This window comes from Paracoccus sp. J55 (assembly GCF_000513975.1).
Lineage (GTDB): Bacteria > Pseudomonadota > Alphaproteobacteria > Rhodobacterales > Rhodobacteraceae > Paracoccus.
In genome coordinates this window covers 119,108-134,466 of record NZ_AZVA01000002.1, presented here as the reverse complement: position 1 = coordinate 134,466, position 15,359 = coordinate 119,108, and the positions used below count along the sequence as shown (strand labels likewise).

Here is a 15,359-nt window from a genome sequence, read left to right as displayed (position 1 = left end):
AGCCGTTCTGCTGGAGAACGGCTCGCGAGATCCACGGAGATGGTCCGGTTAGGGTTGGTGCCCACCGTCCCAGCCAGGGTTTACGACCCTTGGGGCTGCCCTCAGGCCACGGCCCCCCTGACTGTCCCGACACCTCTCTCCAATATCACTCTCGACACTGGACCACCTCCTTTCAATAAGTTGCCGTATGGGTTCAGCCTGCCACAGAACCGTTAACAGTCAATGAATTTGCGCGCGGCGCTGGATCAAATTTCCGACGACGATGCGGAACGGCACGAGCGCCAGCACCGCTTGCGCAAGCTTCACCGAACAGTCCGCGACGGCCAGTGAGACCCAGAGCGGCTGCACGGGGCCATGCCCCAGCAGCGGAACCAGTTCATTTGCCCAGGAAACATCGTCCGCGGGGAAGATCGGCGTCAGCTGCGAGGCAAAGGCGATGCTGAAGAAAATGGTGGTGTCGATGATCGAGCCGACGACGCTGGCCGCCAGGGGTGGTAGCCACCAGTTGTATTTTCGCAACTGGTTGAAGACCGAGATGTCCATCAGCTGCGCCGAAAGGAAGGCGGCGCCCGAGGCGACGGCAATGCGCAGCGTGGTCTTGTCCATGCCGGCGGCCACGACCGAGCAGAGCACGCCGGTCACGAAGCCGGCATAGACCACCTTGCGCGCGGCGGTCGGGCCATAGACCCGGTTCATGATGTCGGTCACCAGGAAGGCGACCGGATAGGTCAGCGCTCCCCAGGTCAGCCAGGAGCCCAGCAGGTGCTGGACCAGGATGTTCGAGGCCACCACGACGGTGGCCATGGCGATGACGCCGGGAAGAAGGCGGGGCATGTCTGTTTTTCCGTTTTGGCAAGGTCGCGGAGACTCGGCCCCGTCCGGGGCAAGGCCCCATAAGGCCGTCCGGGGATTCTGTCAACGATCTCGTGCGGGCTTATAGCGCGGCCGCGGCGGCAATTTCCACCGCGAAGGCGCCGTTCATGCCCTCGACCGCGGTATTGGTCAGCGCGACCAGGCTGCGGCGGCGGGCGGGATCGACGATCCAGCTGTGGCCGTAGATGCCGCCCCAGCTCAGGCTGCCCTGCGGCAGGCCGATGCCCGCCGCCACGGCATCGGTGACGACCGCGCCCGCCCAGGCATGGCCCCAGCCCGGACCGCGCAGCGGATGGCGCTGGCGGATGCGGTTGCGCTGCGCCTCGGTGCGCAGGTCGTCGCCGAGGAAGGAGCCCGTGCGCAGGGTTTCCAGCAGCGCCAGCGCGGCCCCGGCCGTGCCGGCCATGCCGCCGCCGCCCGAAGGATAGGCCGAGGGGTCGCGAATGCGCTCGGGCAGGTAGGCGTAGCTTTGCTCGGGCTGCAGCGGGTTCCTGACCCTGGTCGGGCCGCGCATCCGCTGCGGCTGGGGGCGGGCATCGGCGTAGTTCGCGGCCAGGTCGGCGGAGTCCGGGGCGTGGAAACCGGCCTTGATGCCCAGGGGGTCGGTCACCAGCCGGGCCATGGCCTCGGGCAGCGGCATGTCGGCGGCCGCCTCGATCACTGCGCCCAGCACATCGGTCGCCACCGAATAGCGCCAGCGCGACCCGGGCAACCGGTCCAGCGGCACCGAGGCGATGCGGCGCAGGTTCTCGGCCAGCGAGATGCCGCTGTCGCCGATCCCGTCCGAGACCCCGGCGCGGGCATAGGGGCCGTCCGGCGGCTGGTTGAAGCCGTAGTCGAGCCCCGCCAGATGCGACATCAGCTGGTCCACGGTGATCACGGGGCGGCTGCCGTCGGGCAGCGCCGGGACGAAATCCGGCAGCCAGCGCGTCACCGGATCCTCGGGAGACAGCTGCCCCGCCTGGATCAGCCGCAGCGCCGCGACCGTGGTGAAGGGCTTCGAGACCGAAGCATAGCGCAGCCAGGTCCCCCGGCGCATCGGCCGGGCGGCCTCGCGGTCGGCGAAACCTTCGGCGCGGGCATGGACCAGCCGGCCATCCTCGGCCAGCAGGACCACGCTGCCGACGATCCGCCGCTCGGCCAGGGCGCTTTCGACCGCGCGGTCCAGCGCGGCGATGCAGGCGGCAAGGCTCATTCCGCCACCCGGTATTCGACCAGTTCCGTGCGCTGCAGCCAGCCGAAATTGTCGTCCGAGATCAGCGTGATGCGGATGCCCTGCCCGTCATGCCAGACCGAGATCCCTTCGAGGTTGTCGTATTGCAGCGGCCGCGATTCCAGCAGCACCCGCTCGTTCGAGACGCCGCTTTCCGACAGGTCGAAGCGCCGGACGCGGGAGCGGAAGCCCAAGAGGCCCTTGAAGTCGCGTTCCAGCAGGTAGAAGCGCCCGTCCGGGCCGATATCGGCGCCCACCGCCAGCCAGTCGCCCGAGCGCGGGATCGAGAAGGGCTGGTCCCATTTGCCGTTCCGCCAGCGCCAGACCGGAAAGGGCCGGGTCAGGGCGCCGGATCGCTCGGGCAGGGTCAGGAGCGTGCCGTCGGGCAGGATCGCCAGCGCCTCCAGCGAGGAATTGCGCTGCATCGCCTTGAATTCCGGCGGCCGGGGCAGGGGCTTGGCCGGACTGTCGGGGGTGTCGTAGCCCGCGACGCGGGTCAGCCCCTCGAAGCTGACCCAGATCGTGCCGTCCGGGGCGATGGCCAGCCCCTCGCTGTCGCCCTGCCAGCCGGGCTTCAGCGGCTGGCCGGCGCTGTCGCGCAGGCGCGCGCGGCCGGCCGGCTCCAGTCCGCGGATGCGGCCCTGCGCATCGCGCTGGACGCTGCCCCAGCGAAGGGTGGCGCGATCCGAGAGCGCGGTGAAGCGACTGCCGTCGGCGCTGATCTCGATGCCCGAGAAGCCGCCGAAATCCTCGTCCTCCATCTGCCAGACATAGGTCGCGACGTAATCCGCCTTCGGCGCGGCCGGCGGCGCCGGGTCGGCCGCGCAGGCCGACGAGGCCGAGAGCAGCAGCAGCGACAGCGCAAGGCCCGGCAGGCGGCGGGGCCGCGCTGCCGCGCCGCCGGCCGTGCCGCCGCGCCCTAGCGGGCGGTGGCGACGACCTGGCATTGACGGGGCATCTCGCTTAGCCTGAAGCTGCGGGGGTGGCGATAGTTCGGGTCGGGCGGAACCGGCTTGACCCGGCTGGGATCGATGCGGTTCTTGATCCATTCCGCCGCCTCGGCGCAACCGTCGCCGGGGGGCGGCGCGTCCTGCTGCTGGCAGACCGAGCCTGCCGGGCAGGCCATCCGGACGTGGAAGTGATAGTCGTGGCCGCCCAGCGGCCGGATCTTGCGCAGGTAGCTGCGGTCGCCGGTCTCGGTCTGGCACATGGCGAGCTTGGCGACCGGATCGACGAAGATGCGCTCGACCCTGGGGTCGCGGGCGGCGGCGCGCATGATCGCCATGTGCCCGCCGTTCCACAGGCCCGAGGGCGCGGTGCCGGCCTTGTTCACCACCGATTGCGACGAGATCTTCTCGCGCTGCGCCGCGGTCAGGCGCAGGCTTTGCGGCGGCAGCATCCAGATATCGGCGTCGAGCCCGGACTGGTGGCTGGCATGGCCCGAGGTCATCGGCCCGCCCCTCGGCTGGCCCATGTCGCCGATATAGAGCCCCTGCCAGCCCACCTGGCGCGCCGCCTGCGACAGGCCGATCAGGAAGCTGACCAGTTCGGGATGGCCCCAGTTGCGGTTCCGGGACAGGCGCATGGCCTGCCAGGTCGGGCCGGATTCCGGCAGTTGCACGGCGCCCGAGATGCAGCCCTTGGAATAGAACCCGATCGAGACGGGTGCGCCTCCGGTCGGGCCGGGAACGGCGCCGAAGACGCTGCGGGCCAGCGGGTCGGCCCCGGCGGGCTGCACGAGGCCAAGCCCGGTCAGCGCCAGCACGGCGGCGGTCAGGAATTTGCGGATCACTGCTCGGCCTCTCCTTTTGCTTTGACCCAAACTAGCAGAACCAGCGCCAGAAGGAACATCACGATGAGCGGAGAGATGCCGAGCCGTTGGCTTCCGGTCACATCCGTCACCGTGGCGATCAACAGGGGCGCAAGGAAAGCCGTCGCCTTGCCCGACAGCGCGTAAAGGCCGAAGGCCTCGGTGGCCCGTTCCGGCGTGGTGTGGCGCACCATCATGGTGCGGCTAGCCGATTGCAGCGCGCCCCCCGCGCCGCCGATCAGCGCGCCGCAGAGGAAGAACAGCGCATCGGGCAGGCGCGAGCCCTCGGCCAGCGGCAGGCCCAGCACCTGCTGGCGGCTCATGCCGGTGACGAGGATGCACACGCCGATCAACACCAGCGTGCAGGCGACGATCACCGGCTTCGGCCCCCAGCGCCGGTCGGCGCGGCCGCCGATCCAGCTGATGACGGCGGCCGAAACGGCGCTGACCACGCCGAAGACCCCGGCCAGAAAGACCGGCCAGCCCAGCACCGTGCCGGCATAGACCCCGCCAAAGGCGTAAAGCGCGTTCAGCGCATCGCGCGAGAACATGGACGAGGCCAGCCAGGCCGCCAGCGAATGCCGGTGCCGCAGGCTGGCGAGCAGCCGGCCCAGTTCCGCCATGGCCGCGCCCAGATGCAGCGGCCGGCGCGGCCCCCGCGTTTCCGGCACCCAAAGCGCGAAGGGGATCATGAAGGCCAGATACCACAGCGCCGTGAACGGCCCCACGGCCCGCGTGCCCTCGCGCAGCGCCGGATCGAGGCCCAGCACCGGAGGGATGCCCAGCATGGTGCGGCCGGTCTGGGCGTTCTCGGCCAGAAGCAGCAGCACCGCGGCCAGCGCGATGACGCCGCCGAGATAGCCGAAGGCGAAGCCCGAGCCCGAGATGCGGCCGATCTCGTCATGCGGCGCCAGCCCGGGCAGCAGGGCATTGGTGAAGATGGTGGCGAATTCCATGCCGATCAGCCCGATGCCGAAGCTGACGATGGCCAGGTGCAGGTTCGGCTGGTCGGGCATCAGGAACCACAGCCCCCAGGACCCTGCCATGTAGAAGGCGGAAAAGATCCAGACCCAGACCAGCCGCCGCCCGGTATTGTCGGCGATGGCGCCCAGCACCGGGGCCAGGACCGCGATGATCACCCCGCAGATGCCCAGACCGTAGCCCCAGAGCGACTGCGCCGCCGCGCCCGCCGCCTCGGGCGTCATGCCTTGCGCGGTATAGTGCTGGCGGGCGACCTCGGCGTAATAGACCGGGAAGATGAAGGTCATCAGCAGCGTCGCGAAGGGCTGGCTGGCCCAGTCGAAGAACCACCAGCCCCAGATGCGTCTGCGTTCCATGATGGTTCCCCGCCCTTGGGATGCGCTGAAGCGCACCCTGTGTTCCGCCTTTCGGGGCGCATAAGGCCCCAGCGCGGTCAGGCTGGCAAGTCGGCATTCCGGTCGGCGGGGGCGATCGGCGGCAGCACCGGCGGCCAGGGCCGCTGGGCATCCGCCGCGATCCAGGCCTGCACCCAGCCCGGCAGGTCCGGGCTGACGGGATCGCGCCCGGCCGCCTGCATCAGCCGCGCCGGCGCGACGATGCCCTGGGCCGAGGTGATGGCGCCGCGCAGCAGCATGTGGTTGCAGCATTCGCCCGCCCGCCACATGCTCTGCTCCATGTAAAGGAAGCGTTCGTCCCAGCCCAGCGTGCGCGAGACCATGGTGAAGTGCTGGAACCCCTTGATCCGCCGCCGATAGCGCACCGTGTTTCCGGCCACGGTGATGCCCCAGCCGTTTTCCCGCATCGTGCCGATGATGCCGGTGCGCACCGCCATCGGCAGCCGCCCCAGGTCGTAAAGCGTCAGCGTGCGGCCGTTGTTCAGCTCGATCCACGGGTCGAGGTCCCAGGGCCAGCAGCGATGGGTCGAGACATGCGGCTCCAGCACGCCGATCCGGGGGCTGCGGCGGAACTTCAGCATCTCCTTGGCAAAGCGGAACATGGGATACATGGCGGCGTCCTTCTGCCTTGGGCAACGCCGCGGGGCTAGCGGCGGTCCGCCGGGGCGTCAATCGGAACGCTGCGGCCATGCTTGCAGCTTGCGCAAGGCGGATGCCTGCCTTACCTGTCCGGGGAACAGCCGGAAGGGAATGGAATGGGCACGCTCTACGAAGCCTTGATGCTGATACTCGACGTGGTCTGGTTCGTGATGATCGCCCATATCATCATGTCCTGGCTGATCAACTTCCAGGTGCTGAACCTGCGCCAGCCGCTGATCTGGCAGGTCTGGAACGGGCTCAATCGCCTGCTGGAGCCGATCTATGCCCCGGTGCGGTCCATCCTGCCCAATACCGGCGGGCTGGACCTGGCGCCGCTGGTGGTGTTCATCGCCATCATCATCCTGCAGCGCGCGCTCGCCAACAACGCCGGCTGGTTCTACGGCTTCTAGATGTCGGCCGCCCCCCTCCTGCGGCAGGTCTTCGGCTTCGACGCCTTCCGTCCGGGGCAGGAGGAGATCGTCGATGCCGTCGCCGCCGGCCGCGATGTGCTGGCGATCATGCCGACCGGAGGCGGCAAGTCGCTGTGCTACCAGCTGCCGGCGCTGATGCGCGACGGGCTGACCGTGGTGATCTCGCCGCTGATCGCGCTGATGCGCGACCAGGTGCGGGCGCTGACCGAGGCGGGCGTGGCGGCGGCGGCGCTCACCTCCGGCAATTCGGACGAGGAAAACAGCGAGGTCCTGCGGGCGATGGCTGCCCGCGAGCTGCGGCTTCTGTATATGGCGCCGGAACGATTGGCCTCGGGCGCGACCATCCCGATGCTGCGCCGCGCCGGCGTGCAGGCCATCGCCGTGGACGAGGCGCATTGCGTCAGCCAATGGGGCCACGATTTCCGCCCCGACTACCTGCGCGTGGGCGAGCTGCGCCGGGCGCTGGCGGTGCCGCTGGCCGCCTTCACCGCCACGGCAGATGCCGAGACGCGCGAGGAAATCGTCAAGCGCCTGTTCGACGGCGCCCAGCCGCAGATCTTCCTGCGCGGCTTCGACCGGCCGAACATTCACCTGGCCTTCCAGCCCAAGGACGGGCCGCGCCGGCAGATCCTCGACTTCGCCGCCGCCCGCCGCGGCCAGTCCGGCATCGTCTATTGCGGCACCCGCGCCAAGACCGAGACGCTGGCCGGGGCGCTGAACGACGCGGGCCTTGCCGCCGCCGCTTATCACGGCGGCATGGAGGCCGACCTGCGCCGCGAGGTCGAGACCCGCTTCCAGCGCGAGGACGGGCTGATCGTGGTCGCCACCGTGGCCTTCGGCATGGGCATCGACAAGCCCGACATCCGCTGGGTCGCCCATGCCGACCTGCCGAAATCCATCGAGGCCTATTACCAGGAGATCGGCCGCAGCGGCCGCGACGGCGCCCCGGCCGAGACGCTGACGCTTTACGGCCCCGACGACATCCGCCTGCGCCGCGGCCAGATCGACGAGGGGCTGGCCCCGGCCGAGCGCAAGGCCGCCGACCATGCCCGGCTGAACGCGCTGCTGGGCCTGGCCGAGGCGACCGCCTGCCGCCGCGTCGCCCTGCTGTCCTATTTCGGCGAAGAGGCGACGCCCTGCGGCAATTGCGACATCTGCGACAACCCGCCCGAATGTTTCGACGCGACCGAGGCGGCGCAGAAGGTGCTGTCGGCGGTGCTGCGCACCGGCCAGACCTATGGCGCCGGCCATGTCATCGACGTGCTGACCGGCACCATGACCGACCGCATCCGGGGCCGCGGCCATGACCGGCTGCCGACCTTCGGCTGCGGGCGCGACCTGTCGAAGGCGCAATGGCAGGCGGTGATCCGGCAGATGCTGGGCCGCGACCTGATCCGGCCCGACCCGGAACGCCATGGCGGCCTGGCCATCACCGCCGCCGCCCATCCCGTGCTGCGCGGCGAGGCGCGGATCACCCTGCGCCGCGACGCCATGACCCGCGCCCGTCCCGCCGTGGTGGTCCGCGCCTCGGTCGACGAGGAGGACGCGCCGCTGCTCTCGGCGCTGAAGGCCAAGCGGCGGGCGCTGGCCGAGGCGGCGCGTGTGCCGGCCTATGTCATCTTTCCCGACCGCACGCTGATCGAGATGGCGCAGAGCCGTCCCCGGACGCTGGACGAGATGGCGCGGGTGAACGGCGTCGGCGCCAAGAAGCTGGAAAGCTATGGCGAGGAATTCCTGCGCGTCATCGCCGGCGAGGTGGCGCCGATGCATCCGGCACGCCGGGCGCTGGCCGGTCGCGCCTCGGGCGCATTGTTCGACCGGCTGGCCGAGGCCCAGGCCCGGCTGATGCGCGGCGAGGACGGCACGGAAAAGCCGCTCTCGGTCGGCAATTCCGCCCTGCGCCGCATCGCCGAGGACCGACCGCGCGACCTGTCGCGCTATCTGGACGCGGCGCGGCTGGAGCGTTTCGGCCCCGCCTTCGCCGCCGAGATCACCGCCGACCCCGAGGGCTGAACGGGGCAGGAGGCCCGATGCCGGCTTTTCGGCAGCAACGGGGCGCGTCGCCGGACCGCGGGCGATGGCGTAGCAGAGGGGATGCGGTTTCTGTGGGCCCATGCAGGCGATTTCGCGGCGGCGATGTCCGGCTTTGCGTCCCGGACGGCCCTACGGGCAGCGGCGGTCGAGCCATCCCGCCGTGGCGTCGCCCTTTGCCGCTTCGATGCCCAGTCGGATCTGGCGATGTCTCCGGGAACGCCTTTTCCGCTTCCTCAGGGCTGATGGACTTCGGAACCAATGCTTAAGGGATTCCGAGGATGGCGCCCATCATCCCGGATAAAGCGCGTCCCCGGCTGGGGATTTTTCCCGACACCGCGCATCGGACCGGATGGAGGCCGGAGCCATATTCCCGGCATGACGCGACGCCCCAGGCCCGGGCTCGGCGCGGCCAGGGGCGGTTTTCACGCCGGGCCGGCCTTCGCGCCGCTGTCCGCTCCGCGCGATAAGCGTGAAGATGCGCCGCTGCTCCGGCTTCGGGCCCGGGCGGCGGCCCGCACGGCAATCTGCCTGATCCTCGCGCCCTGCCTCATTCATGCGCGGCGGCGCGGGCGCGGTCCTCGGGGCTGGGCATCGGGTCGCCTTCGGGCGGGCGCACGCCGAACACCGCGCAATAAAGCGCCGGGACGAAGATCAGCGTGACCAGCGTGCCGGCGATGATGCCGCCCATCATGGCAAAGGCCATCGGCCCCCAGAACACCTGCCGCGAGATCGGGATCAGCGCCAGGCTGGCAGCCGCCGCCGTCAGCAGGATCGGGCGGGCGCGGCTGTCCGAAGCCTCGAAAACCGCGTCCCATCTGGCATGGCCGCGCGCGATCAGTTCCTGCACCTCGTGCACCAGGATGACCGAATTGCGGATCAGGATGCCGATCAGCGCCAGGATGCCCAGGATGGCGACGAAGCCCATCGGCACGCCGAAGGGCAGAAGCGCCGCCACCACGCCGATCAGACCCAGCGGCGCGGCGGCAAAGACGATGAAGGACAGCCGGAAGCCCTGCATCTGCACCATGACCAGGGCCGCCATGATCAGCAGCATGATCGGCACCACCGCGGCGATGGGCTCCTGGCTTTCGGCCGAGGTCTCGACCGTGCCGCCCACCGTCACCCGGACGCCGGGGGGCAATCCGGCCTGGAAGCGCGCGACCTTGTCGGCCAGCGCCTCGACCAGCGTGGCCGGCTGGTCCTTGCTGGCGATATCGGCCTTGACCGTCACCGTCGGCAACCCGTCGCGCTGCATGATCAGCGGCTGTTCGGTATCGTATTCCAGCTGTGCGAGCGAGGCGAGCGGGATCGGCATGCCGGTGGCCGTGGCCAGCTGCAGGTTCTGGATCGATTCCAGCGATTCGCGATCCGCCTGCGAACCGCGCGCCGTGACGTCGATCAGGAAGATCCCGTCGCGCAGCTGGGTGATGGTGCGGCCGTTGAACGTGCCCGACAGCGCCCCCGAGATATCCTCGTTCGTCAGCCCCAGCCGGCGCGCCTGGTCCTGGTTCACCTGCAGCCGCACCACCCGGGCGGGCTCGTTCCAGTCCAGCGCGATGTCGCGCAGCCGCGGCTCGGTCGCCAGCAGCGCGGCAAGCTCGCGCGCCGCGTCGCGCGCCTGGTCCAGGTCGGGCGACGAAACGCGGTATTGCACCGGCTTGCCGACCGGCGGCCCGATCTCGAGATTCTTGACATAGAGGTCGGTGCCGATCAGCTCGCGCTGGCCGAATTCGACCAGCCGCGCCTTGAGCCGGTCGCGCGCCGCCAGATCCGGGGTCTGGATCACGATCTGGCCCATATAGGGGCCGGGGGTCGGCACATCCATCGACAGCACGAAGCGCGGCGCGCCGCGGCCGACATAGGTGGTCCAGAACAGCGCGTCCGGTTCCTCGGCCAGCATCGCCTCGATCCTGGCCATGTCGGCATCGGTCTTGGCGATCGAGGCATTGGCGCGTTCGGTCACGTCCAGGATGATCTCGGTCCGGTCCGAGGTCGGGAAGAACTGCTGCTCGACGAAGCGCATGCCGACCACCGAGGCGCCGAAGACGGCCATGGTGATGGCGATGGTCAGCCATTTGCGCCGCATCCCCCAAAGCAGCAGGCCGTGGAACTGCCGCCTGAGCCAGCTCGGCCGTTCCGGCTTGTGCGCCATGGTCGCGGGCAGCATGGTGACGCCCAGAAGCGGCGCGAACAGCACCGCCACGATCCAGCTGACGATCAGCGAGACCGCGATCACCACGAACAGCGAAAAGGTGAACTCGCCGGCCGCCGAGCTGTTCAGCCCGATGGGGATGAAGCCCGCCACCGTGACCAGCGTGCCGGTCAGCATCGGGAAGGCGATGGAACTCCAGGCGTAGCTGGCGGCGCTCTCCAGGCTGTCGCCGACCTCGAGCCGCGAGATCATCGTCTCGATGGCGATCATCGCGTCGTCGACCAGCAGCCCCAGCGCGATGATCAACGCCCCGAGCGAGATGCGCTGCAGGGTGATGCCATAGACGTCCAGGATCACGAAGGTGATCGCCAGCACCAGCGGAATGGTCAGCGTCACCACCAGCCCGGCGCGCAGGCCCAGGCTGACGAAGCTGACCAGCAGCACGATGGCCACCGCCTCGACCAGCGCCTGCACGAAATGACCGACCGCCTCGTCCACCACATGCGGCTGGTCGGCGAACTTGGCCATCTCGATGCCGATGGGCAGGCCGCGCGCCACCTCGGCCATCAGCGCATCGACCTCCTGGCCGAATTCCAGGATGTTGCCGCCGTCGCGCATGCCGATCTGCAGGCCGATGGCCGGCTTGCCGTTATAGCGGAACAGCGCGCTGGGCGGGTCCTCGTAGCCGCGCTGCACGGTCGCCACGTCGCCGATGTTGAAGAAGCGGTCGCCGACCCGCAGGTTCACCGCCGCGATCGAGGCCGCGTCGTCGAACTGGCCGCCGACGCGCACCAGCACCTGCTCGGGCCCGGCCTGCACGATCCCCGAGGGCGAGATGGCGTTCTGCACCGCCAGCGTCTGCACCACCTGGTTGTGGTTCAGCCCCAGCGAGGCCAGCCGCGCCGAGGAGAATTCCAGATAGATCTGTTCCTTGCGCACCCCCAGCAGCGAGGTCTTGCCCGCCATGGGCAGCGCCTGGACCTGCTTGCGGATGTCCTCGACCCGGTCGCGCAGCTCGCGCTGGGTGAAGCCGTCCGAGGTGAAGGCGTAGATATTGCCGAAGACGTCGCCGAAATCGTCGTTGAACTGGAAGCCCTGGAATTCCTGGGGGAATTCCGGGCGGATGTCCGACATCATGTTGCGGACCCGCTTCCAGACCTCGGGGACCTGCGGGCCGCGGATGGTCGGGTCCAGCTCCAGATAGACCACCGACTGGCCCGGCATGGTGACCGAGCGGGTGAATTTCAGCTCGTCCAGCTCCTCGAGCTTGGTCTCGATCCGGGTGGTGACCTGATTCAGCGTGTCCTCGATGGTGGCGCCGGGCAGCGAGGCGCTGATCACCATGATCTTGATGGTGAAATTCGGGTCCTCCTCGCGGCCGAGGCGCAGATAGCTCAGCGTGCCGGCGACCATCGAGACGATCAGCAGGAACCACACCAGCGAACGGTGGTGCAGCGCCCAGTCGGAAAGATTGAAGCCGCGTCGGGTCATGGTGTCACGCCTGGTCCCACGGATTGGCCCTCGGTCAGGGAATGGATGCCGCGGATCACCACCTCCTCGCCCGGGGACAGGCCCGAGGCGACGGTGACGCTCCGGCCGATCGGCTGGCCCAGGACCTCGATCCGGCGCAGCGAGACGGTGCCTTGGTCGCCCTCGCGGCTGACCACCCAGACATGCGCGCCGTCGTCGCGCTGCAGGATCGCGGCCTCGGGCAGGACCAGCCGCGCGGCGGCGGCGCCGGCGGGCCGGGCACGCACCAGCGCCCCCAGGCGCAGGTCGGCGTCCTCGCCAAGCGCCAGGTGGATGCGCCGGGTCCGGGTCACGGCATCGGCGACCGGCTCGATCTGCGAGACGGTGGCCGGCAGGATGCGCTCGGGCTCGTTTTCCGACCAGACCTCGTAGGGGTCCCCCGGCCCGACGCGGGAAAGCACGGTATCGGGCAGGTCGATCACCGCCTCGATTCCGTCCTGGGTCGAAAGCCGCAGCACCGGCTCGCCGGCGCTGACCACGGCGCCGGCATTGGCGAAGACCGCGCTGATCACCCCGTCGAAAGGTGCGCGCATTTCCGCGAAGCCTTCGGCGTCGCGGGCGCGGATCAGCTCGGACTGGGCCTGCTGCTCGGTCGCCTGCGCCGCGGCCAGGGCGCGCTCGACCTGTTCCAGCTGCGCGGTCGAGGCGACGTTGCGCCGTGCCAGCGCGCGGGTGCGTTCGGCACTGGCCTGGGCGGTGCGCAGCTCCACCTGCGCCGCCTCGACCGCGGCCTGGGCGGCGCGGACATCGCCCTGAAGATCGTCCGGGTTCAGCGTGGCCAGCACATCGCCCTGGCGGACCACATCGCCGATATCGACATTGCGCGCGGTGACGCGGCCCAGGGTCTGGAAGCCCAGGGCGACCTCGATCCGGGCCGCGATCACCCCGGGAACGGAATGGCCGGCTGCCTGGGCGTCGCTGACCAGGGTGCTGACCACGGGGCGCGGAGCCGCCTCGGGCTGGGCGGGCGGCTTGCGCCAGGGCAGGGTGAAGCCCGCTGCCGTGCCAGCCAGCAGGGTCAGCGCCAGAAATGCCGGGACCAGGGTCTTGCGCATCATTCCTGCCTCGACGGTTTGGATGCGTCCGCGACCTCGCGGCCGGGATAGAGCAGCTGCGATCCGGCCCCGACCACGGTCTGGCCGGGCTCGATGCCGGCGCGCAGGATCACCGTGCCGTTGGCGAAACGCTCGATCTGGACCGAGGCCAGCGAGACGCGGCCGTCGCCCCCCACCAGCCAGACGGCCGGTTTCCCATCCGCGGCGGTCAGCGCGGTCCAGGGCACGGCGATGCCGGTGCCGGCCGGGAAATGCACCGCCCCCCGCACCGCCGCGCCCAGCAGGCTGGCGGTCGGCGGGGCATCCTCGATCTCGGCCCGCACCGTGACCGAGCCCGTGGCCGGATCGACCAGGGGCGCGATCTCGGTCACCCGCGCCCGCATATGCAGATCGGCAAGATCGATGCCGGCCAGCGTCACCGGCGCGCCGATCGCGCCGCGCAGCAGCGGCGTGTCGGGGGTTTGGAACACCGCCTCGCGTCCCGTCGCCGAAGCCAGCGAGATCACCGCCTGCGCCGCGCCCACGATCTGGCCCGGCTCGGCCCGGCGGGCGGTGACGATGGCATCCGCGGGGGCCCGGATCACCGTGTCCTCCAGCGCGCGCTGCGCCTGGCCCAGGGCAGAGCGGGCCTGCGCCAGGCCGCCGCTGGCCGCCGACAGCGCCTGGCTTGCGGCATCCAGCGCCGCGCGGGTGCCCACGCCGCGATTCAGCATCGCCTGGGCGCGCTCCAGGGCCTGGCGGGCCTGGGCTTCGGCCGCCTCGGCCGAGGCGACCCCCGCCTGCGCCACGCGCAGTGCCTGTTCCTGCTGCAGCGGATCGGTCCGCGCCAGGGCCTGGCCCTGGGCGACATGGTCGCCCTCGCGCACCAGCACCTCGGTGACGCGCCCGCCCAGGCGGAAGCCGATATCGACGCTGTCCTTGGCCTGGATCGTCCCGGCCAGGGCGGCGTCGAAGGTCAGCTCGGTCCGCTGGACCTGCACGAACTCAACCGGCAGCGCCGTCTCGGCCCGGACCGGCGCGGCCAGCAGAAGCGCTGCAAAGATCAGCATGGTCAGGCGTGGCATGGCTATCCCGTCGTCCGTTTCCCATCCGATGCCCAAATCCCGCGCTCCTGAAAAGCCCCCGGGCGCAGTGACCTTGCGGACACCAGGCCCCGCCCGGCCGATTTTCGCCGTCGGCTGTCGGCACGGCCGCATTCCGCCCTGGCCCGCCCCGCCGGGTCTTGGTCTTGGCGGATTCCGGTCCCGGACCCGGCCGGGCGGCCTGCTATTGATAACTTCGCACCAGCGCGGCCGCAATCATGCCCCAGCCGTCGACGACGACAAAGAACGCCAGCTTGAAGGGCAGCGCGACCATGACCGGAGGCACCATCATCATGCCCATCGACATCAGCACCGCCGAGACCACCAGGTCGATGATGAGGAACGGCAGCGCGACCAGGAAGCCGATCTCGAAGGCGCGCTGGATCTCGCTGAGCATGAAGGCGGGGATCAGCACCGACAGCCGGTCGGGCGGCGCCTTGGGATCGGGCGCGACCTCGGCCAGGGCGGCCAGCATGCCGGGATCAGTCCTGATCTCCATGAAGCCGCGGAAGGGGACGATGCCGCGCTGGAAGGCCTGCTCGACGCTGATCCGGCCGTCGCGCAGCGGCGCGCCGGCGACGTTCCAGGCCTCGGACAGCACCGGGCTCATCACGAACCAGGTCAGGAACATCGCCAGGCTGACGATCAGCATGTTTGGCGGCGATTGCTGCAGGCCCAGCGATTGCCGCAGGATCGACAGCACCGTCACGATGAAGGGAAAGCAGGTCACCATGATGGCGATGCCGGGTGCCAGAGACAGCGCCGTCATCACCGCCAGCAGCGTGACCGCATGCCGCCCGACCCCGCCAGAGACCGCGTCGAGCCCCGCCGTGTCGAACAGCGGCAGGTCCTGCGCCGCCGCGGCCTGGGGCAGGAACAGGGCCGCAAGGACAAGAAGCAGCCGGATCACGATGCGCTGGCCGGACCAAGGATGCGGACGCAGAGCCGGTTGTCGGTCTCGTCGCCCGACACCAGTTCGCCGCGGGCGATGACCCGGTCGCCGACGCAGATCTCGACCCCGTCGGACATGTCCTGATCCAGTGTCAGGACATCGTCCGGCCGCAGGCGGGAAAGCTCGGCCACGGAAAGCTGCGTGCCGCCCAGCCGGATGGTGATTTCCACCTGGATCTGGTCGGTTGCAATCAGGCTGGCGAGATCGTCCAT

13 protein-coding genes are annotated in these 15,359 nt (G+C 70.1%); 2 read left to right on the top strand and 11 right to left on the bottom strand.

Going from position 1 to position 15,359, the window contains the following annotated elements:
• Positions 1–219: 219 nt before the first annotated feature.
• From PARJ55_RS0102710 to PARJ55_RS0102685, 6 genes are all read right to left on the bottom strand, one after another.
• A complete protein-coding gene (locus PARJ55_RS0102710) occupies positions 220–834 on the bottom strand; it encodes a VUT family protein (RefSeq protein ID WP_028711592.1) in 615 nt (204 codons plus the stop codon).
• A 100-nt stretch (positions 835–934) separates the two neighbouring features.
• The gene (locus PARJ55_RS0102705) at positions 935–2,068 is read right to left on the bottom strand and encodes a serine hydrolase (RefSeq protein WP_028711591.1); all 1,134 of its coding nucleotides are present in this window, start codon (positions 2,066–2,068) and stop codon (positions 935–937) included.
• Positions 2,065–3,033, bottom strand: coding sequence for an esterase-like activity of phytase family protein (locus PARJ55_RS0102700; RefSeq protein ID WP_028711590.1), 969 nt, complete (start codon positions 3,031–3,033; stop codon positions 2,065–2,067). Before PARJ55_RS0102700 ends, PARJ55_RS0102705 begins: the two co-directional genes overlap by 4 nt.
• Entirely contained in the window at positions 3,006–3,878 is an 873-nt protein-coding gene (gene mepA / locus PARJ55_RS0102695; RefSeq protein WP_028711589.1) for a penicillin-insensitive murein endopeptidase, read from the bottom strand. The genes PARJ55_RS0102700 and mepA overlap by 28 nt, the downstream gene beginning before the upstream one ends.
• On the bottom strand, positions 3,875–5,269 hold the full coding sequence (locus PARJ55_RS0102690) for an MFS transporter (RefSeq protein ID WP_256380422.1): 1,395 nt from the start codon (positions 5,267–5,269) through the stop codon (positions 3,875–3,877). The genes mepA and PARJ55_RS0102690 overlap by 4 nt, the downstream gene beginning before the upstream one ends.
• Before the next feature lie 41 nt (positions 5,270–5,310).
• Positions 5,311–5,883 carry an acyl-CoA thioesterase gene (locus PARJ55_RS0102685; RefSeq protein ID WP_028711587.1) on the bottom strand — a complete coding sequence of 191 codons (573 nt, stop codon included), beginning with the start codon at positions 5,881–5,883 and terminating at the stop codon, positions 5,311–5,313.
• A gap of 144 nt (positions 5,884–6,027) precedes the next feature.
• Here PARJ55_RS0102685 and PARJ55_RS0102680 point away from each other — a divergent pair, with 144 nt between their 5' ends.
• A complete protein-coding gene (locus PARJ55_RS0102680) occupies positions 6,028–6,321 on the top strand; it encodes a YggT family protein (protein ID WP_028711586.1) in 294 nt (97 codons plus the stop codon).
• Entirely contained in the window at positions 6,322–8,355 is a 2,034-nt protein-coding gene (gene recQ / locus PARJ55_RS0102675) for a DNA helicase RecQ (protein WP_028711585.1), read from the top strand. It abuts the gene before it with no gap.
• A 568-nt stretch (positions 8,356–8,923) separates the two neighbouring features.
• On the opposite strand, the gene PARJ55_RS0102670 is transcribed toward recQ, so the two are convergent.
• From PARJ55_RS0102670 to PARJ55_RS0102650, 5 genes are all read right to left on the bottom strand, one after another.
• The gene (locus tag PARJ55_RS0102670; RefSeq protein ID WP_028711584.1) at positions 8,924–12,019 is read right to left on the bottom strand and encodes an efflux RND transporter permease subunit; all 3,096 of its coding nucleotides are present in this window, start codon (positions 12,017–12,019) and stop codon (positions 8,924–8,926) included.
• On the bottom strand, positions 12,016–13,116 hold the full coding sequence (locus PARJ55_RS0102665; RefSeq protein ID WP_028711583.1) for an efflux RND transporter periplasmic adaptor subunit: 1,101 nt from the start codon (positions 13,114–13,116) through the stop codon (positions 12,016–12,018). The genes PARJ55_RS0102670 and PARJ55_RS0102665 overlap by 4 nt, the downstream gene beginning before the upstream one ends.
• Entirely contained in the window at positions 13,113–14,177 is a 1,065-nt protein-coding gene (locus tag PARJ55_RS0102660) for an efflux RND transporter periplasmic adaptor subunit (protein ID WP_036713725.1), read from the bottom strand. The genes PARJ55_RS0102665 and PARJ55_RS0102660 overlap by 4 nt, the downstream gene beginning before the upstream one ends.
• Positions 14,178–14,379: 202 nt before the next feature.
• Positions 14,380–15,105, bottom strand: coding sequence for a flagellar type III secretion system pore protein FliP (gene fliP, locus PARJ55_RS0102655; RefSeq protein WP_028711581.1), 726 nt, complete (start codon positions 15,103–15,105; stop codon positions 14,380–14,382).
• Positions 15,102–15,359: a FliM/FliN family flagellar motor C-terminal domain-containing protein gene (locus PARJ55_RS0102650; RefSeq protein ID WP_028711580.1), complete on the bottom strand. Its 258-nt coding sequence runs from the start codon at positions 15,357–15,359 to the stop codon at positions 15,102–15,104. The genes fliP and PARJ55_RS0102650 overlap by 4 nt, the downstream gene beginning before the upstream one ends.